Here is an 18,411-nt window from a genome sequence, read left to right on the forward strand (position 1 = left end):
TTTTTGAATGGTCAATGGAACCGCCCCGAAAGGAGCGGTTCTTTTTTTCTGCAGCAACGAAAACGTCAAAATTGACCCTTTTTTAAACGAAACCTCCCTTGGTTTTCAAAAAACACTTCAAAACACCTCTATGATTCTAACATTTATATAAGTAAAAATGATTTTAATATTACAGTTTATAACTTTTTACAAGATATAAGGTTTCAGTTGAAGGAGCAATCTATTTTTTAAGATACAATCTCGTATGCAATTGCATTGTTTTTGACCTAATTAGTTGGAAGCATGACTTTTATCATTATATATTCGAAGAAACAACAAAGAGATAACAGTTTTTTCAAACCTAAAATCAATCAAAAAATGATAGCAATTGTAAAGTTCTTCATCACACTTCTTGTGCAACTCTTAACGGTTATATTTATTTAAAACCGTAAAGGGTTGCTACATTGCTATTGAGCTTAAAAGCTTGTAAACAGCTTTACCTATATTTGTACAAAAGAATGTAGTTATATGTTTTACAAGATATTGGCAAAAATCAACAAGGCGGTTCTTCCGTCGTATTCCAAAAAGGGTTTGGATTTGGCCAAAGCTTCCAAACTGCAAATGGCCATTATAGGCTGGCGCTACTACGTTACCAAAAATGCCTTGGATTAATATTGCAGCAATACCTCTTTTTGGTATTGTTTAATTTTTTCCGCCCCTTGCAAAAAGGTAAGTTCAATTAAAAAATTACATTGCACCACTTCTCCCCCAAGTTTTTCAACCAGTTTACAAACGGCCTGGGCCGTACCGCCAGTTGCCAGAACATCATCATGTACCAAAACCTTGTCGCCTTTTTCTATGGCATCTGAATGCATTTCCAAAATTCCGGTACCGTATTCCAAATCATAGGATTCAGAAACTGTATGGAAAGGCAGTTTGCCGGATTTACGAACGGTTACAAATCCTGCACCCAATTTTTCGGCCATCATCGGGGCAAAAATAAAGCCTCTACTATCCACTCCAACAACCTTATCTATTTTCATATTAGCGGTTAAACCCAACAATGCTTCGCCCGCTTTTTGGAAAGCTTTTGGATCCTTTAGCAAAGGGGTGATGTCCTTAAAAACGACCCCTGGCTTGGGGAAGTCCTCAATATCACGAATGTAGGGTGCAAAATCCATTTTTTTGTGTGCTAGGGTTTTGTGGTAAAGTTAAAAAGAAATATATTTGCAGCCCTTAAATAAGGCCGCGTGGCGCAACTGAATAGCGCATCTGATTACGGCTCAGAAGGTTGCAGGTTTGAATCCTGCCGCGGTCACTGGGCAGCAATGCCAAACAAACGGAAAACCTTACAGAATCTATAACTGTAAGGTTTTCAGCATTTTTAGAGTATCATTTAATTTGTTTTGATTTCATATCAATCGGTAACAAATCGGTCAACAAAATCCAATCGTCAATACTGTTGACCGAATGAAGCTCTAAGACACTGGTACATAGTTGATTTGACTTTCATCTTAACGTTTAACCCTACGATGACAACTATGAAAACATCATACACCTTTTCAATCCTATTTCTGTATCAACAAATCATGAGCTATCAATAATAAAGCGGAAATCTTTGTAAGAGTGACCGTAAATGGTGTAGCCTTCCCTAAAAACGATTAGATCGAGTTAGGAATCTTTTTGTTTTTTTCCGAAGTTAGTATAAAGCCCAAAGCAATAACTACGAGCAATAGCATACTCCATGGATGCCAAATCTTTTGCTTATGATGTTATTTTAGGTTTTTATCCAGTTTAGAAGGTTGTTAAATTATAGGCATCCTATCGTTTTTATGAACTTTAAAGATGCTCAACAAAATTCATGCGTTTGCCCAACACCCTGACAATAAAAATTTCCTCAACACTATCAAATTGGTAGAAAATAACATGAGCTTTATCGCTGTAATATTTTAAAGGACCGGAAATGGGCGATGCGTCTTTGGCCAATTCTGGACGTTCGGACAGTTCCTCTAGTTTTAAACTGTTCGGATTAACGGGAGGAGGTCAGTTAGTCAACTATCGTTTATTTGAACCTTTGAAACGTTTAGTACAAATAACGTTTTTAATGCCTTTGTACTATGTTATCAGCTTTTCTGCCTTTTTAGAATTTTAAAAATTCTATTATTTATGATTTCTGACAAGTTCCAATTGTAAAGTTTGGAATCAGTTGTACTGTAAAACTCGATGGTAACTGCATCAATGTCTTTGTGATATTTTGCAAAACTTTGATACCCTGGAACCCAACCTCCATGTTCGTATTCATAAATAGAAGCATATATTTCCTGTTCTCCTGGTGCAAACAATGAACCGTCGTTCAGTGCCCTCAGGAAAGTGCCCACGTCTTCAGCTGTGGCCAACATGCCATGTTCATCTTCCTTCAAATCATAAGGATGTCCTACATGGTAACCACTCATTACATCATCCATATTCACCTCACTTAATGATCCATAGGTATTATTTAGATGTAGAGGCTCTAAAATTTCTTCGCGTATAAATTGAAAATTGGGATACCCCAAAACATCATCCATTATCTTGTTGATCAGAAGGTAATTTGTATTGCAATATTCATAGTCCTCACCGGGTTCAAAGTTGGCAGGCTTGTCCAAAATCAATGCAAGACTCTCTTCATAGGATTGTGTTGGAGCTGCCCAAAAATTCGGAGCATCTGTGAAGTTGGGTATTCCACTTCTATGTTGAATCATCAACCTCAACGTAATTTTCTCTGCGTTTTCGATTTTTCCCACGAGTTCAGGTAAATAATCAGCGATGGTTTTATCTAGGGAAAGCCGTCCATCACTTACCAGTTTAGTAACGGCCACAGCATCATGTAGCTTGCTGATACTGGCAATTTTAAACAATGCGTCGGGTTTGGCGGGAATCTTGGATTCTCGGTCGTGCCAGCCTGCAGCATAAAACTGAGGTGGTTTGCCAGTTTGGTCTATATAGACAATTATTCCGTCAAACCCATGATCGATAGCTTCATCTGCTTGTTCCTGAATCGTATCAGGCAGCGGAAGTATCCATGCTTTTACCAATAGCCATGGCACAAAATAAAGTGAAATTAAGGTTCCAACCAGTAGCAAAACGCGCACCGTCCATTTGGCATTTTTATTTTTTATCATTTTTTATTCCTGAGTTACTATATCTATTTCTCTAATAATTTCATGTCCTAGTGCTGTTAATTGATTGTATTGGTCAATCATTGTATCGAATTGCCATGCTGCTAGACTAATGACATTTCTATAAGCTGGTTTGGATGTGTATTCTATGAATGCTCTGTCATATTCTGATTGAGGAGTTGCTTTTGCGTCTAAAGAATCTTTTGACATAAATGCAGAAGCTAAAATTAGTGATCTATCGAATTGAGTATCTAGATAATTCTCTTGATACACCGTGGATTCATTGTAACTTTTCTCGTTTTCAGCTATAATATCCACTAAACCGTGATATTTTGCCAAAAGCGAATCGAGTCCGGTATTGTTTATTTTACCATAATATTCTGAACTTTTTAAGGATTCGTATCCGCCAACATTCGGTTTGAAATAAAAATCGGCAAAAGCCGCACCACTTACCTTGAATAAAAAAAGATTTTCATTTTCGGTCTTATTTAAAATGCTATTCCGTGCTTTTTTACAGATATCACCAATTTGCTTTCTTCCTTTTTTCAATTCCTCTAACTGTTCGATATCTTCCGATGTATGTGTTTTTATTTTAGTCAAATATTCATTTAAAGAATCTTTATCCTTAATTGACTGATTCCAATTATTTATCTGTAACGCAATCAAAATTCCGATTACAACCAATATAATTTCTCCTAGAGCATACTTAAGGTATTGAGTTTTTTTATTGTCCAATAACAACTTATGCCTAGTTTTTCTAAATAACTTCATAGGAAGGATTCAAAATTAGCAATAACAGTTAGGTTTTTGACTCGTTGGCGGATAGTGGCCCACCATTCTTCCAAATCAATTGAAAGATAGTGAATTGCAATTAATACCAATCAGGAATTCAGTGACATTGAGTTCTACATCTTGTATTCGATTTTTCACGCGAGCGTGAAAACCTAAATCCCTTTCTTTAGTGTATAGAGTATCAATTAACTAAGTGGCTGCTGTTTCCTTGGAGCTGTTAATGGAACTTATCTTTCCGAACACTAGAAAAACCGATAGGACAAGCGTAAAAGTTGAGGTTAAGACTTGGGGTTTCAAAACTGACCAATGACTTATCAGTATTCTAATCATTTCAAAATGGACCAATTCTTGTTTGAAGTGATTTCAAACATTTAAAATTATTATCTGTATTTTGAAAGTTGAATCATCGAGAATTACTGCCAAATTAAAAGACAGTAATTCGGTCAACAGATTTGTAAGATCTTAAAATCCTTTAAATATAAGGCTTGCGGAGCGAGGTTTGAATCCTGCCTCGGTCACGAACAAACAATTCCATAAAAAAACGCCTAAGCAGTGCTTGGCGTTTTTTTATTGGGATATTTTTGTATAGAAAGAATTCAAAACTCAATACGTCAAGGTGTTATACCCCTTGGCCTGCAGTTGCAGGATTCTAACCGACCAGGTGGGTATAGGTTCCAAACCATCGAACAATTTGTCCTTTGATACCCCCAATTTTTCCATGGCCACACTGCAAATGCTTACACGTACCTTGCCCTTGTATTTTTGAAAAAAGGTTTCCAGTTCGGAACCCTTGACCAAATCGGCGACTACCTTGCCCTTAACAACAACTTCGTAATCCTCGATTTCAACTCCACTTTCAACCAAAAAATCATACATACCCAACGCTCCTTTAAAATGGCGCTCATCACTTACTCCAATGGCGAATTGTTTGGTGTTTTTTAAATCGTTCACCGTTTCGGCATTCAATTGTTCCTGCCCAATGGCATCCAGGTTGGAAAATGTAGCTACGGCAAAAAATATGATTAATGTACGTAAGGCTCTCATTATGTCAAGTTTTTTTATAATAATTCTTTAAAAGTACAACTATTGACTCGCATCTTTTACGATAATTGTTTTATACATGCTTATTGGTTTGCCATAAGTGGTAAATCCGTCCAGAACCACTTCGAATTCACCCGTAAGGTCAGAGGTGTAGAACTCAAATTGCAAATCAGGATCCTCTACCTCAACATGCGGTTCCCAAAGCAGAATTCTTCTATAATCGGGAATCTGTTGATTATCCTCATTTTCCATGATATAATCCTGTTTGAAATAGTTCTTTTTTAGCATCGGTTTTTCTATGGGCACATTAATGCCATGGGCTGGAGCATAGTCTTCAAAAAAATCGCCATCTATGGTCTTGACCAACATCATTCCCTGGTATTGCTCACCCGCCATTCTAAATTGATCTCGCACCAAACTGATGGATGCTATTTTTCTGGCATCAAATTCCTTTATTTTTTCATGATTCGGGATAAAAACACCGTCAATCAAAACTATGGCCGGAAAAACGTTGGCTTCTTCATTAAAGGTTTCAAAATCTTGGGCAATACGGATGTAATCGCTACCTGATCTGTTATTTCTATACCCTGCATAATTAAGGATTTCCACAAGCGTCTCCTGAAAGGTGGGGAAGCGGGTAAAATCGTTCAAATAGAGTGTCTCTGCCATCCCCCCTTCAAACGGGTCTATCGGGTCACCCAAAAGAACGGAGTCCGGTTTTACGGAGAAGAATTGATTTTCCAACTGGTTATGGATGCTGCGCCGTTCTATGGCATCCGTGTATTCCGGCTTTAGGTAAAATTGACCAAAGGCCAATCCAGAGACATCCAGATGAGGCACTTTTCCCAGTGAGACCTCTAAATTAGATGCATCTTCATTTATCTGTATCACGGCCCTGTCCTCCTTATAATCTTTTCTCAAATAGGTATAAAAGTTTCCGTTACTGTCGGTGGTGGCAAATTTTAACAGAAATTCCTCACTCGGTACAGAAACCACTACGTCGGCACCCTCCACCGGAGTTCCGCTGCCATCGGTCACTTTTCCAAACAATAACTCCCCACGCTGTTCCGGTAAAAATATACTGTCTCCCACCGTTTTGTCCGTATCTCCTTTTACATCCAGATAATTAGTTGCGTAGGCCATGGCATTCATCGCTGGTTGCACTTCCATTTCACTTTTCTTTTGGACTTTGATGGTATAATTGCCGTGGCCCAACTGCCCTTTGTAGTTTTTAAGGTTCACCACCACCTTCGCCCTTGTTCCAAAAACCTCTCTTTCCATTTTTAGCTGCACCACAGATGAGTCTACGGGTTGAGCAACGGACACATCTTGATTCGACACCATGGCTTCTGAATCATCGGGCAACAAGGAGGACTGATCGACCTGATAGGGGTTGATGATGACCAGATCATCTTGGAAGACCTGCTCCAGCCCATTGTTTTTCATCCATTGGGTATAACCGAGCAATTTATAGTTTCCTGAAGGCACATCGGTATTGATAAAGAAATCGCCTTGTGATTTCCCTTCTTCAAGTCGCGCCTTTTGCTCCACAATATATTCCCCTTGCTGATCGACCAAGGCCACATAACCCACAAAACTCACATTGCTTGCCCGATTGGTGCGTGCGTTGAAGCAATAAAACGCATAGTGCAAATATTCTCCCGTGAACATCAATGGGCCGGTATGGTGCAAATACACCTTTTCTTGCGGAAGGGCCTTTAGGTTTTCCAATTCCTCAAGATTGCTTATCACATATTGCGCATGGGCGTTCAAAACCGATGCTGCAAAAACCAAAAGTATTATCCATTGTTTTTTCATGAGCTGTGTTTTTTAATCTATCCAGAAATCGGGTTTTACATTGGATCCCACTACATTGCAATCCCCGCATATGGTGGGGACCACCAAATATGGACCATTACATGCAGCTAGACCCGAATTATCCTGATAGTATTCCACTAAACCTAACTTTATACGTTCAATTAACGGCTGAGGGCATGCATCGCCCCCTGATGGCGGTAATGGTCCGTCCCTTTCTGGATTTCCAAGGAGCGGGGCTACGGGATTCTCGCAATTGACGATTCCAAAATAAGGGGGAAGCGACTGATCGGGGAACAAATCATCAAAATTAAAGTACAAGCGTTGACTCACCTCTGTGCTTACGTCAAAAAAGCCCACCACAGGGACATTGCCGCTCGTGCTGTAAACGTTTCCTTCCAAACTGCCCGGTTGTACTTGACTAAAAAGCGATTCACTTTGTGAAAATGCCACTAGCTTTTCATAAAAATCAAAGGCCTGCCTGGATACGCCCCTTTGTTTGACCAAAATACTGTATCTATGGGATATGATCGGATTATCAACGCCAATAAAGCGGACCATGGTCCTTTCCGCCCTATTTCCACCAAGTCTGTTCCCGTTCAACAACACTTCTCCCGTGGAAAGGTCGGTCCTAAAACACACCTGCTCTTCCCTGGCCCTGGGCACCAATCGTACGTCGGGATACAAAATCTCCTCGATATTGCCAAGATCATCATAAATAACCTCCGTTTGATCCCGTATGATTTCAAAATCAAAAGGGGTCCAATAAGGTGCAATTATTTTATAGGTTTCCTCGTAGGCATACCTTAAAAGCTTGTCGCCATCGGTCGGGAAGGTGGAGTCCACAAAAATACCGACACCTTCGAGTCCGGAGTCGCTGACCGTTCGCTCGGCATATATATTTTCAATGGTAGAGGTCTGCGGAAGCAGCATCGCATCGGACTCATATGCTTCCCCATTGGAGGTGGACACGAACAATTGATAGGAAACATTGGGCATTGCCGCAAATGGGGCCAAGGATTCGTAGGTGCCGTCTTCGGTTTCTTCAAAGTCGTAAACCGTACCATTGCCTGCACGAATTTCGACATCTGCGCCGCTTTCGAATTGGGGTCCAAGACCGCGCTCTATTATAATGGGCGTGTTCACGTTAAAAAGTCGTTCTTCCTCCACATTTACCGTACTGTCACTTTCCACCCGTTGCATTCGGCTCAAGAAAACCTTTTGTGTGGTCTCCATATCGGTAATATTTGCCTCTACCACCAATGCGCCCACCATACTGGTATCCGAAAGTATGTCGGAGGTGGCATCAAAAGGTTCTACACAAGCAAAAGCCATCAATAAAGCGACCCAACCGTATATGTTTGTTCTGCAGCTCATTCTTCCACCCAAAAATCAGGTTCAACATTATCGCCCAACAGCGTACAGTCTCCACAAATTCTTGGAACAACTATGTAAGGACCCGGACAAGTGGCATTGGGTGCCAAGTCTTCATCATAGGGTGAATAATAAGATATGGTACCTATATTTACCCTTTCTATTACAGATTCCGGACAAGGGTTCGGTTCAGGAAATTGGGAACAATAGGATGGATGTGACTCCGGAATTGAGGTTAAATTGCAGTCGAAAGGAAAAGGTGGCAGTTCTTCCTCGGAAAAAAAATCTTCAAAATTGAAGAACAATCGCCTATCCGATACACCAACGGCATCCACATACCCCAAAACATCTTCGCTTGTACCGTCTTTTCTTTGAACGTTGGCATAAAGAGGCCCAGGTTGAATCTGGGAAAACACATTGTCCGATTGCGAAAAATCATCCAGGGTCTCGTAGAAGGAATAGGCATCGGCAGACTGCACCTGTTGTTGTACCAGAATACTGTATCGTTCTGAAATGATGAAATTGTCCTTGCCAATAAAGCGCACCATATGCTTGGAAATGTTACTCCCAGATGCACCGGAAGTACTCAATTGTTCTATTGAAGTTGATGGAACGGTATTGTAACACACCCTGTTCTCCACTTCTTTTTCCACTACCTGTAAATCGTATGTTGGCACCGGGAGGGCACAAGGGTCGTAATTGGTCAGTACAAACTCTCTGCTCGACCAGTTGGGAGAAACTATTTTATAGGTTTCTTCAAAAGTATAGCGATAAAATTGAGGGTTTCCTTGTGTTGGCTCACTGTCCACATATATGGCAACTCCTTCCACTCCGGTATCACTGACAGCTTTTTCAGCATACACATTGGTCAATTGCGACTTTCCTTGCACGCTCAATGGGTCGGAAACATATTCCCGTCCATTGCCCGTCTCGATCTCCAAGGTATAGTTTACCCCCATCTCCAAGGCAAAGGGTTGATTGGAAAGATAAGTGCCCTCATCGCCTTCGGTGAAATTGAATTCCACACCGTTGTCGCCCAGGACTCGAACCGTGGCTCCCCCTTCCATATCAACGGAATCCACAGGTCGGCTACCCAAAGGAATATAAGGGTTATACACCGTGTCCGTCTCCAAATCCAACCGCAGACTGCTCCTGCTCAAATACACTTTTTGTGTGATGAGCTCATCGGTCAGCACAGCTTCCACCACCAGGGCCGGCTCTTCTTCTTCATTGCCCAAGGTTTGAATATCCAATTCGTCCAAACATGCACCAAGAGATGTCAGGAAGATGATTCCCAAAATTAGGCGATATGTAACTTTAAGAAATTTCATCAAAACTTAAAATTATAGGTAATGGAAGGAATGGGCACCGCAAAAATGGAACTCTGCAATGCTTTGACCTCCCCATCCTCCGTTACAAAAAAGACCGAGTAAGGGTTGTTCCTGCCCAAGACATTGTACACTTGGATGGTGATAAAGCTATGGGCCAGTTTGTTCTTTTTGTGGTTTCCCTCAATATTGATTCCAAGGTCCAAGCGATAATAATCGGGTATCCTGAATTTGTTCCGATCGCTAAAGACAACGTAATCCGAATTGTTGAACCTAAAGGTTCCCACCGGATAGGTGATCGGTCTTCCGGTTTGATAGGCGAAGTTCATGGATACGCTGTACCGCCTGGTAAACTTGTAATTGGCGATGACACTCAAATCGTGCGGCTTGTCAAAATTGGATGGGAAAAACTCCCCATTGTTGATGCGTTCCTCACTGGTCTCACCGTCAAATTTATATAGGGAACGGGAATAGGTATAACTCAGCCATCCGTTCAGGTCGCCTTTGTTTTTCTTTAGAAGAAATTCCACCCCGTAGGCCTTCCCTTGTCCCTGAAGCACTTCGGTCTCCACATTTTCATTGAGCAACAGGTCGGCACCCGTCTTAAAATCGAGCACATCATCCATACGTTTGTAGTAGCCCTCCAAGCTCAATTCGAACATATTGTCATTGAGGTTTTTAAAGAAACCCAAAGTGGCCTGATAGCCTTTTTGCGGCCTGATGTTCAAATCCGAGAGCTTCCAGGTATCAATGGGCGACACCGTGGTGTTGTTGGAAAGGGTATGGATAAATTGATACGAATTGTTGAAGCTGGCCTTTACCGAAAAATCGGGGGCGAGCAAATATCTGGCAGAAATTCGTGCCTCCGGGCCTCCGTATGTTTTGATGAATTCGCCGCTGTCATAGCTTATGGTGTCCTGAACCGTGGATTCACTCTTTGGCGCCCCTTCCTGATAGGTATTCTGGGTTCCCGGGCCCATTGCGGCATAAAAAGCATAGCGTGCGCCCACATTGAGCAAAAGCTTGTCGGAAACCTTGAATTCGTCCCCGATGAACAAGGCTCCTTCCAAAGCTTGCTCACGATCTATGGAAATGGGTTCCACATTGGATGCACTTCCTTTGGGCTCAATGCTTCCCGGGTCCACCGAATAATATTTTCCGGACAGACCGTAATCAAGTGTATGGGCATCGTTCAAACGGGTGCGCAACCGGTATCTCAGTTCCGATTCATTTATGGCATAGTTCAAATCAAAATCACTGTTCCCCTCGTCATCAAAGTCAATTCCAAAATTGTAGTTGCTATTGCTTCCCGTGAGCACCCCGGTACTTTTCTCGCTCAGCTTGTGTGCCCAACGTACAGAGCCCAATCTGTTGCTGTAATTGTACAGCGAATCGGAAGTGATGCTAAAATTGTCCTTGCTGTAATAGGCCGTACCTCGGATTTCACTGTTTTCGTTGAACCTATGGTGGTATTTTATGATCCCGTCAAAGAATGAAGCTTCGCTGTTGCTCAAGGATTCCTCGTCCAGAATCTTCAATATCCAATCGGCATAGGCGCCACGTGCACCAAATATGATGGATGAGGTGTCCTTTTTTATGGGGATCTCGAGCTCCAAATTTCCCGTGACCGGGCCTATGGAGCCCTCCCCCTTGATTTTTTGGGTATCCCCATTTTTGGTTTCGATATCGAGTACCGAGGAAAGCCGCCCACCAAATTCCACGGGGGGCGCACCTTTGTAAATGTTTACTTTTTCTGTGGTAAAAGGGTTCAAGGCCTGGAAAATCCCGAAGAAATGGGTCGGGTTATAAATTACCGCATCGTCCAGCAACACCAAATTTTGGTCCGTTTTTCCACCACGAACATTGAGTCCCGTGGCTCCTTCGCCAGCCGAGGAAATTCCGGGCAAGGCCTTGGCCACCTCTAAAATATTTCGCTCGCCCAATACCAGGGGGATGTCCTTGGATTCTTCAGAGGTTATCTCTTCGTTGCCGGAAATGGCATCTTCCACATTGCGAACTGCATCTGCCTCGACTACCACTTCTTCCAATTGCTCCAAACTCTCCTGCAATTGAAGATTCAAGGTTCCATCGTTGTACATGATGACCTCACGATCCGTGTCTTGAATTCCCATGGCACTTGTTGAAAGGATGTTGTATCCCGCCGGCAGTTCCAGTTCATATGCGCCCTGCTCGTTGGTGACGGCAACACGGCCGCCAACCCTTATGGCCAAATCGGGTATGGGGGCACCTGTTTGGGCATTCACAAGGCGCCCCGACAATGTATAGGTCGGTCTCAGATTTTGCTCGTCCGCCCTTCCTATCCGCACCACGGGAAATTTTTGAGTGGTTTGGGACACTTCGTCATTATAAAATGTTGGGGGAGGCATATTTCCTTGAACTTGTACAGCATTTGTGCTTTCCAAAGTGTCTTTTGTTTGATAAAAACTAGGGGGGAGTTCATCATAGATAATCGTGTTTTGTAATAAAAACACCCGTTTCTCTTCTTCAAGAATGTAAAAATTAAATGGGGTATCGGAAAGAACGACATCCAAAATTTCGGAAACGGTAGTATCTTGAAAATTCTGTTCTACCTCAATATTTTCAATCCAATCATCGAGGTAGAAAAAAGAATAACCGGATTTGGCCTGCAATTCCTGGAAGAATTCAGCAGGAGTTTTTGAATCTGCCGAAATGCTTATCGGCGCATTTTGTGAGAATGTAAACTGTGCCATCAAAAAAAAGGCAAATAAACTTCCCTTCTTGAGAAAACAATGAAATCTTTTAAAAAGTGTCAATGGTTTATTGAATTAGCGTGTAACAATTTAACAATAATTCAATAGGTTGCTTAAATTAGCGTACTAAATATTCGTTTTTTAAACTAAAAAAAGAGAAACACTAAATTTTCGTCAACAAGAATATTAGATTGCAAAAAGAATTGTCTTTAATACAAAAACCAACTAAACCAATCTCATGAAGACGCCAAAAACCAAGACTATTTTATTTGTTGCACTGCTTTGGGGCATCTGTTCCTTCGCCCAAATAGAAAAAGCACCTCCAAGGGCCGAAGGTGATGGGCCCTGGTCGCAATTGATCATACGCGGTGTTACCGTAATCGATGGAACCCTATCTCCCCCTATCGGCCCCGTGGACATTGTAGTGGAAAACAACAGAATCGCTTCTGTGGAAGTGGTTGGTTTCCCAGGAATGGACATCAATCCGGAGCGAAGACCAAAGCTAAAACCCGGCGGAAAAGAGCTCAATGCTGAAGGTATGTACTTGCTTCCAGGATTTGTGGACACCCATGCGCACATTGGCGGCAGTTCTCAAGGCACTCCAGCAGAGTATGTGTACAAATTATGGTTGGGCCATGGCATTACCACCATTTGCGACCCAGGTTCGGGCAATGGCATCGATTGGGTACTGGACCAGAAAGAAAAAAGCAACAAAAACGAAATTACGGCTCCAAGAATACAAGCTTACACTTGGTTTGGAAGCAATTTGAACGGCGAGCGCGGAAGAGGAGATATTACCACTCCCGAAGCTGCCCGTGAATGGGTAAGGGACAATGCCAAAAAAGGTGCGGATGGCATCAAGTTTGGTGGAGGCCTACCAGAAGTGATGACAGCCGCATTGGACGAAAACAAAAAAATGGGACTGCGCTCCAAAACCCATCACGCCCAATTGTATGTAGGTAGATGGAACGTATTGCACAGTGCAAGAGCTGGACTAACCTCCATGGAGCACTGGTACGGATTGCCCGAAGCTATGTTCGATGACAGGACGGTTCAGGATTATTCTTTGGACTACAACTACCAAAATGAACAAGACCGTTTCGGCGAAGCAGGACAATTGTGGAAACAAGCCGCCAAACCATTTTCCGAAAAATGGAACGAAGTAATGGATGAACTAATTTCCCTAGATTTCTCCCTTTCACCAACAATGGTTATTTACGAGGCCAATAGAGACTTGCAAAGAGCGAGACGGGCCGAATGGCACGAAGAATACACCCTGCCTTCGCTTTGGGAATTTTACGCTCCCAGCAGACAATCGCATGGTTCCTACTGGCATTATTGGGGCACCGAACAAGAAATTGACTGGAAGGAAAACTATAAGCTTTGGATGACTTTTTTAAATGAATATAAGAATAGAGGTGGTAGAGTTACTATTGGCACAGATGCTGGGTTTATTTATCAATTGTATGGTTTTGCTTACCCAAGAGAACTGGAATTGATGCGCGAAGCAGGCTTTCATCCGTTGGAAGTGATCAAAGCGGCCACATTGAACGGAGCTGAAGCGCTTGGCCTGGATGATAAAATTGGCACCATTAAGGTAGGTAAATTGGCCGATTTTGTGATTACCGAAGAAAACCCGTTGGAAAACTTTAAATCACTATATGGGACAGGGGCAATTCAGCTTCAAAAAGACAATACTATTGAACGCGTTGGCGGTGTTAAGTACACCATTAAGGATGGTATTATTTATGATGCCAAGCAATTATTGGAAGATGTAAAGAAAATTGTAGAGGAAGCTAAGACTGAATCCAATTATGAAATTGTTCAGCCAGGAATGAAACCTTAGCAATCCATATATTGTCAATGAATCAAAATAGAGCGGCAACGTTAAAGTTGTCGCTTTTTTTAACCTGCTATTGCTCCAAGGAATCCAAAACACGTAGTGCCTCCTTCAATTCCAATTGTAGCCTTTCGTTCTCCAAAATATACTGTTCTTGCAATTGGTTCAATTTTCGCTCGAATTCATCCGCGGGAACATATTCTGGTTTCAAAAGGGTCTCATTCAAAATACTGATCAATGTGAACAAAAAACTGACCGCTACTGCTACAATAAGCCCTACAAGCATCAGTTTTTCGCGTTTTACATCAGGGGTGTTCCGCTTCAGTTGCTTCTTTTCCTCCTTGGTCATTTTTGGTGTACCCGACAATTGCCCTAAAAATGCATCCCACTTTTCCTCTTCTTTTACATAAAGATTCATAAACCCTCCCTCATCCAAGAAATCTTCTGTACTTGGCGTAGAAGCCAGCATAAAGATATCCATTCCGTTTCCACTCATTACATCCAGTAAATTGGGGTCGTACGCTTGAATTTCCTCCACCAGTTTCTGAACGTATTCCAAACTATAGTTAGGTCTCAAAAATTCATCGTAAAGGGTTTGGATCTCAAAGTAGTCGCTTCGATCCAAAGCATATTCCAAAAAACGATCTTTTAGTTCAGCCTTAAAAAATTCACTCATTTTTCAGAATGGGTGGTTAGTGGGTTGCTTTTTTGATTGTCGCGGCTAAAGTTAAAGAATTGGGGGAGGCAGATGATTCTATTCAAGGTAAAGAATTCATAAACTTTATTTTTAAAGTTTTTGGAAACAGTTTTTCCAAGGCTAATCCATGGTTAAGGTCAGCAAGCTAAACGATTTCTGCACTAAGACCCGCTTGTAATAATTTGCTGCATTTTGGCTTTAGGGCAGCATACTCACCTGTCTTTACTGTACACTTGCCTTTGTAATGCACGATCAACGAACATTGTTCCGCTTGTTCGGGGGTATGTTCACATACATGAATCAAGGTTTCTATTACGTGGTCAAAAGTGTTGACATCGTCATTAAAAAGAACTATTTCGTGCTCATTTATGTTCTCCTCTTCCAAGAGAACATCTTCCAACTCTTTTTCTTTAGTACCCATATCAAACCAAGTTTACTATATTCTAATTTACATATTTTGCCGCAATCCAGTTATTCTTCTCCAAATTTTTTACAAATTCCAAACCGTAGGCGCCACATTTTGAAGAAATTGTATCTAAATCGTCTAAATAGAATCCACTTAAAAATAAGGTTCCTCCTTTTTTAAGGCAATTGGCGTATACAGGAATATCCTCCAAAAGAATGTTTCTGTTGATATTGGCCAGAATTATATCAAACTTTTTACCCTTGAGCAAACCGCTATCACCCTGAAAGACTTTTATATCGCCGCAGTCATTTCGTTCCACATTTTCCTGGGTATTTAAAAAACACCATTCATCAATATCGATGGCTTCTGTATAGCCTGACCCCCGTTTTTTTGCCAAAATGGCCAACACGCCCGTTCCGCAGCCCATATCCAAGACCGATTTTCCTTCAAAATCATTATCCAAAATATGCTGTAGCATCATATGGGTGGTTTCGTGATGCCCTGTTCCAAAGCTCATTTTGGGTTCTATCACAATATCGTAATCTACATCGACAGCTTTATGAAATGGTGCTCGGACCATGCATTTTTCACCCACCAAAATAGGGTGGAAATTCCTTTCCCATTCCGCATTCCAGTTTTGTTGTTCAATCGCTTTGCTGGTCCAGCTTATTTCAAAATTTGGATTTTGAAACACAAAGAGGTCCTCCAAGACATCTTCTTTCCATTCGGATTTTAGGATATAGGCCAATAGCCCCGTTTCATTTTCTACAAAACTCTCAAAACCCAATTCCCCCAACTCCGCAATCAAAATGTCGGTTGCGGGTTGTAGCGGGGTTATTTTAAAATCGTATTCGAGATAAACCAAGGACATTATTAAATTGCCTTGATGATATCCGTAAAGTCGTCTGCCTTCAATGAAGCACCACCGATCAAACCACCATCAACATCAGGTTTTGAAAAAATCTCGGCTGCGTTGGCAGGTTTTACACTTCCCCCATAAAGTATGGAAACCTCATCAGCAATGGATGAATTAAATCCTTCGGCAATTGTTTTTCTAATGAACGCGTGCATTTCCTGGGCCTGCTCTGGACTTGCAGTTTCTCCTGTACCAATGGCCCAAACTGGTTCGTAGGCAAGTACTATTTTGCTCCAAGCGCTGGCATCCAATTCAAAAAGTGCATTTTTTAATTGGCTTTCCACAACGGCAAAGTGGTTGTCGGATTTTCTATCTTCCAATTCTTCACCAAAACAGAATATAATTTTCATATCCTTTTCGATGGCTGTTTTTACTTTTTTGGCCAATAATTCATCGTCTTCACCAAAGTACGCGCGTCTTTCGGAATGACCTAGTATTACAACATCCACACCCAAGCTAAGCAACATATCGGCTGAAATTTCTCCTGTGAAAGCGCCACTTTCCGCAAAATGCATGTTCTGCGCAGCAACTTGTATTTTGGAATCTTGAAGTGCCAACTTTGCGGCTTGAAGGTTCACAAACGTAGGCGCTACAATTACATCGGCATCGGTATCTGGCAGTTTGGCGGAAAGCTCGGCCAATAACTCCTCCGTTTCCTTGATGTTCTTGTTCATTTTCCAGTTTCCCGCTACAATCTTTGTTCTCATGTTCTTTGTTATTATGTTATACTGTTTGGTGTTCGGTGTTCGGTGTTTGGTGTTTGGTGTTTGGAGTAAAACATTAATCCTTTACTCTTTTGTTGAATTTTTGCCCCCTTACTTTGGTGTTTCGAAGGTAATACATAAATGCCCCTATTTGATTGGCGCAATGTTCTGTCAACTCTATAGCTCTCTGATAATCCTCATTAGATATTAACTTTTTATCAAACGAGCGATAAAATTGAGATTTTAGTTCGGCACATGAACCTTTTGAAAAACTCAAGAAATTATGAAACTCTTTATTACCTCCCCTTCCAAAGCCTTCCGCAATATTATCCATAACCGAACCGGAACTCCTCTCCACCTGATTGCGCAATGCATAGTTGCTTCCCAATTCTGTTGTCTGAAAAAAATTTTCAACCAGTTGACATAGTTCCCTGGAAATTTTCCATACTTCCAATTCTTCAAACCTATCTATCCTTCCCATATCACATTAAAACATTTTAACTGAAAAACAACAAACATCAAAACTTAAGTTCGTCAAAATCGTTATAGTGCACCTTTTGTTGGATAGTGCCTTTGTTCAGCACCAGAATAGCTGGATTGGAACGAACTATGGTCTTTAAGGTGGTCTCATCGGTAAAATAAAACTCGAAATCCAAGCCGTAGGTATTTATCAAATTACTGGCCATATCACTACTCGAAGCGGACATGCCAATGACTTTGTACCCTTTCTGTTTTGCTTCGGCGGTAACTTTGGCAACTTCCTCAAAAGCTTCGTAGTTACTTTTTGCCATGTCATAAGCTATCACCATTACCAACTTATCTTCCTCCAGTAATTCAGATGCATAGTCCTGGCCTTCTTGTTCAACGGTGAAATCGTGGATGGGAGGTTCATATCCTTCTTGGATCTCGGTTGTCTCCACATCAATAAACTCGCCATCTACCGTTGGGTAATTACCTTGCGTAATGTAAATCTGCTCCTCTCCATTCACATTGAAACGCCACGCATACTCGTAAATAGGCTGCGGCGCATTTTCGGGAACAGACATTCCTTCTTGAATATTAGTGCCAATTTTATAGGGCCTAAAATCCACCGAAGGTAAATGGGCCAAGACATGATTTGCAAACAGCATACAGGCCAACAGGGCCACGCCGCCAACAATCCAGTTGGTCTTGGGGTTGAACAGTGGGGTAATATATTTTCTACCAAAGAAAAGAATCAAAATAAATACCAACAGAATAACATCTTTGGTATAGGATTCCCACGGTGTTAGTTTGATGGCATCCCCAAAACACCCGCAATCCGTTACTTTATTAAAGTAGGCCGAATAAAAGGTAAGAAAGGTGAAGAAGACAATCATGAGCAAAAGGCTCCAAACTGTAAATTTTGGTTTAAAGCCTACAAGTAACAATACGCCCAAAATCACTTCAACAATTACTACAAAAATGGATATCCCCAGTGCCAATGGCGTTAAAAAAGTCAAATCAAGAACGCTGGGGCTAAAATATTCTTCCAGTTTAAAAGAAAATCCCATGGGGTCGTTCAATTTTATCAATCCACTGATAATGAACAGCACCCCTACTATAATTCTTGATATCCAAACTAAATATTTCATATACTATCAAAATAAT

General features: G+C 41.4%; 16 protein-coding genes and 1 tRNA gene. 3 read left to right on the forward strand and 14 right to left on the reverse strand.

What is annotated here, in order from left to right; all coding sequences use genetic code 11:
- Nucleotides 1-507 precede the first annotated feature (507 nt).
- Complete coding sequence (locus J4E06_RS01105) at nt 508-651, forward strand: hypothetical protein (RefSeq protein ID WP_062787399.1); 144 nt, start codon at nt 508-510, stop codon at nt 649-651.
- Here the strand turns inward: J4E06_RS01105 and J4E06_RS01110 are convergent.
- The gene (locus J4E06_RS01110) at nt 648-1,160 is read right to left on the reverse strand and encodes an adenine phosphoribosyltransferase (protein ID WP_349522204.1); all 513 of its coding nucleotides are present in this window, start codon (nt 1,158-1,160) and stop codon (nt 648-650) included. The genes J4E06_RS01105 and J4E06_RS01110 overlap by 4 nt on opposite strands.
- A 63-nt stretch (nt 1,161-1,223) precedes the next feature.
- Here J4E06_RS01110 and J4E06_RS01115 point away from each other — a divergent pair.
- Nucleotides 1,224-1,297, forward strand: a tRNA-Arg gene (locus J4E06_RS01115).
- 805 nt (nt 1,298-2,102) lie between these two features.
- Here J4E06_RS01115 and J4E06_RS01120 read toward each other — a convergent pair.
- The 7 genes from J4E06_RS01120 to J4E06_RS01150 all read right to left on the reverse strand — a co-directional run bounded on the left by J4E06_RS01120 (nt 2,103) and on the right by J4E06_RS01150 (nt 12,219).
- Nucleotides 2,103-3,140 (reverse strand): serine hydrolase domain-containing protein, encoded by a 1,038-nt coding sequence (locus tag J4E06_RS01120; protein ID WP_349522205.1) that lies wholly within the window; start codon nt 3,138-3,140, stop codon nt 2,103-2,105.
- Between the two features lie 3 nt (nt 3,141-3,143).
- On the reverse strand, nt 3,144-3,908 hold the full coding sequence (locus tag J4E06_RS01125; protein ID WP_349522206.1) for a DUF6090 family protein: 765 nt from the start codon (nt 3,906-3,908) through the stop codon (nt 3,144-3,146).
- Nucleotides 3,909-4,532: 624 nt separating this feature from the next.
- A complete protein-coding gene (locus tag J4E06_RS01130) occupies nt 4,533-4,973 on the reverse strand; it encodes a hypothetical protein (protein WP_349522207.1) in 441 nt (146 codons plus the stop codon).
- 39 nt (nt 4,974-5,012) lie between these two features.
- Nucleotides 5,013-6,788 carry an Ig-like domain-containing protein gene (locus tag J4E06_RS01135; RefSeq protein WP_349522208.1) on the reverse strand — a complete coding sequence of 592 codons (1,776 nt, stop codon included), beginning with the start codon at nt 6,786-6,788 and terminating at the stop codon, nt 5,013-5,015.
- Between the two features lie 12 nt (nt 6,789-6,800).
- Nucleotides 6,801-8,162 carry a DUF4249 domain-containing protein gene (locus J4E06_RS01140; RefSeq protein WP_349522209.1) on the reverse strand — a complete coding sequence of 454 codons (1,362 nt, stop codon included), beginning with the start codon at nt 8,160-8,162 and terminating at the stop codon, nt 6,801-6,803.
- Nucleotides 8,159-9,490: a DUF4249 domain-containing protein gene (locus J4E06_RS01145; protein ID WP_349522210.1), complete on the reverse strand. Its 1,332-nt coding sequence runs from the start codon at nt 9,488-9,490 to the stop codon at nt 8,159-8,161. Before J4E06_RS01145 ends, J4E06_RS01140 begins: the two co-directional genes overlap by 4 nt.
- A complete protein-coding gene (locus tag J4E06_RS01150) occupies nt 9,490-12,219 on the reverse strand; it encodes a TonB-dependent receptor (protein ID WP_349522211.1) in 2,730 nt (909 codons plus the stop codon). The genes J4E06_RS01145 and J4E06_RS01150 overlap by 1 nt, the downstream gene beginning before the upstream one ends.
- A gap of 238 nt (nt 12,220-12,457) precedes the next feature.
- Here J4E06_RS01150 and J4E06_RS01155 point away from each other — a divergent pair, with 238 nt between their 5' ends.
- Nucleotides 12,458-14,065 (forward strand): amidohydrolase family protein, encoded by a 1,608-nt coding sequence (locus tag J4E06_RS01155; protein WP_349522212.1) that lies wholly within the window; start codon nt 12,458-12,460, stop codon nt 14,063-14,065.
- 67 nt (nt 14,066-14,132) lie between these two features.
- On the opposite strand, the gene J4E06_RS01160 is transcribed toward J4E06_RS01155, so the two are convergent.
- From J4E06_RS01160 to J4E06_RS01185, 6 genes are all read right to left on the reverse strand, one after another.
- Nucleotides 14,133-14,735 (reverse strand): hypothetical protein, encoded by a 603-nt coding sequence (locus J4E06_RS01160; protein ID WP_349522213.1) that lies wholly within the window; start codon nt 14,733-14,735, stop codon nt 14,133-14,135.
- Nucleotides 14,736-14,901: 166 nt separating this feature from the next.
- On the reverse strand, nt 14,902-15,177 hold the full coding sequence (locus tag J4E06_RS01165) for an ATP-dependent Clp protease adaptor ClpS (protein WP_349522214.1): 276 nt from the start codon (nt 15,175-15,177) through the stop codon (nt 14,902-14,904).
- Between the two features lie 22 nt (nt 15,178-15,199).
- On the reverse strand, nt 15,200-16,033 hold the full coding sequence (prmA, locus tag J4E06_RS01170; RefSeq protein ID WP_349522215.1) for a 50S ribosomal protein L11 methyltransferase: 834 nt from the start codon (nt 16,031-16,033) through the stop codon (nt 15,200-15,202).
- Nucleotides 16,034-16,035: 2 nt separating this feature from the next.
- Nucleotides 16,036-16,785: a triose-phosphate isomerase gene (gene tpiA, locus J4E06_RS01175; RefSeq protein WP_349522216.1), complete on the reverse strand. Its 750-nt coding sequence runs from the start codon at nt 16,783-16,785 to the stop codon at nt 16,036-16,038.
- Nucleotides 16,786-16,858: 73 nt separating this feature from the next.
- On the reverse strand, nt 16,859-17,263 hold the full coding sequence (locus J4E06_RS01180) for a four helix bundle protein (RefSeq protein ID WP_349522217.1): 405 nt from the start codon (nt 17,261-17,263) through the stop codon (nt 16,859-16,861).
- Nucleotides 17,264-17,300: 37 nt separating this feature from the next.
- Nucleotides 17,301-18,395 (reverse strand): BT_3928 family protein, encoded by a 1,095-nt coding sequence (locus tag J4E06_RS01185; protein ID WP_349522218.1) that lies wholly within the window; start codon nt 18,393-18,395, stop codon nt 17,301-17,303.
- Nucleotides 18,396-18,411: the final 16 nt, after the last annotated feature.

Source organism: Allomuricauda sp. NFXS6 (genome assembly GCF_040148835.1).
In the GTDB taxonomy this organism is placed as follows: Bacteria; Bacteroidota; Bacteroidia; order Flavobacteriales; family Flavobacteriaceae; genus Flagellimonas.

What these genes read in the sequence shown, in the direction of transcription:
- J4E06_RS01155 (WP_349522212.1), top strand. Translation starts at nt 12,458, where the DNA reads ATGAAGACGCCAAAAACCAAGACTATTTTATTTGTTGCACTGCTTTGG.
- J4E06_RS01160 (WP_349522213.1), bottom strand. Translation starts at nt 14,735, where the DNA reads ATGAGTGAATTTTTTAAGGCTGAACTAAAAGATCGTTTTTTGGAATAT.
- J4E06_RS01140 (WP_349522209.1), bottom strand. Translation starts at nt 8,162, where the DNA reads ATGAGCTGCAGAACAAACATATACGGTTGGGTCGCTTTATTGATGGCT.
- J4E06_RS01105 (WP_062787399.1), top strand. Translation starts at nt 508, where the DNA reads ATGTTTTACAAGATATTGGCAAAAATCAACAAGGCGGTTCTTCCGTCG.
- prmA (WP_349522215.1), bottom strand. Translation starts at nt 16,033, where the DNA reads ATGTCCTTGGTTTATCTCGAATACGATTTTAAAATAACCCCGCTACAA.
- tpiA (WP_349522216.1), bottom strand. Translation starts at nt 16,785, where the DNA reads ATGAGAACAAAGATTGTAGCGGGAAACTGGAAAATGAACAAGAACATC.
- J4E06_RS01185 (WP_349522218.1), bottom strand. Translation starts at nt 18,395, where the DNA reads ATGAAATATTTAGTTTGGATATCAAGAATTATAGTAGGGGTGCTGTTC.
- J4E06_RS01110 (WP_349522204.1), bottom strand. Translation starts at nt 1,160, where the DNA reads ATGGATTTTGCACCCTACATTCGTGATATTGAGGACTTCCCCAAGCCA.
- J4E06_RS01145 (WP_349522210.1), bottom strand. Translation starts at nt 9,490, where the DNA reads ATGAAATTTCTTAAAGTTACATATCGCCTAATTTTGGGAATCATCTTC.
- J4E06_RS01130 (WP_349522207.1), bottom strand. Translation starts at nt 4,973, where the DNA reads ATGAGAGCCTTACGTACATTAATCATATTTTTTGCCGTAGCTACATTT.
- J4E06_RS01165 (WP_349522214.1), bottom strand. Translation starts at nt 15,177, where the DNA reads ATGGGTACTAAAGAAAAAGAGTTGGAAGATGTTCTCTTGGAAGAGGAG.
- J4E06_RS01150 (WP_349522211.1), bottom strand. Translation starts at nt 12,219, where the DNA reads ATGGCACAGTTTACATTCTCACAAAATGCGCCGATAAGCATTTCGGCA.
- J4E06_RS01135 (WP_349522208.1), bottom strand. Translation starts at nt 6,788, where the DNA reads ATGAAAAAACAATGGATAATACTTTTGGTTTTTGCAGCATCGGTTTTG.
- J4E06_RS01180 (WP_349522217.1), bottom strand. Translation starts at nt 17,263, where the DNA reads ATGGGAAGGATAGATAGGTTTGAAGAATTGGAAGTATGGAAAATTTCC.
- J4E06_RS01120 (WP_349522205.1), bottom strand. Translation starts at nt 3,140, where the DNA reads ATGATAAAAAATAAAAATGCCAAATGGACGGTGCGCGTTTTGCTACTG.
- J4E06_RS01125 (WP_349522206.1), bottom strand. Translation starts at nt 3,908, where the DNA reads ATGAAGTTATTTAGAAAAACTAGGCATAAGTTGTTATTGGACAATAAA.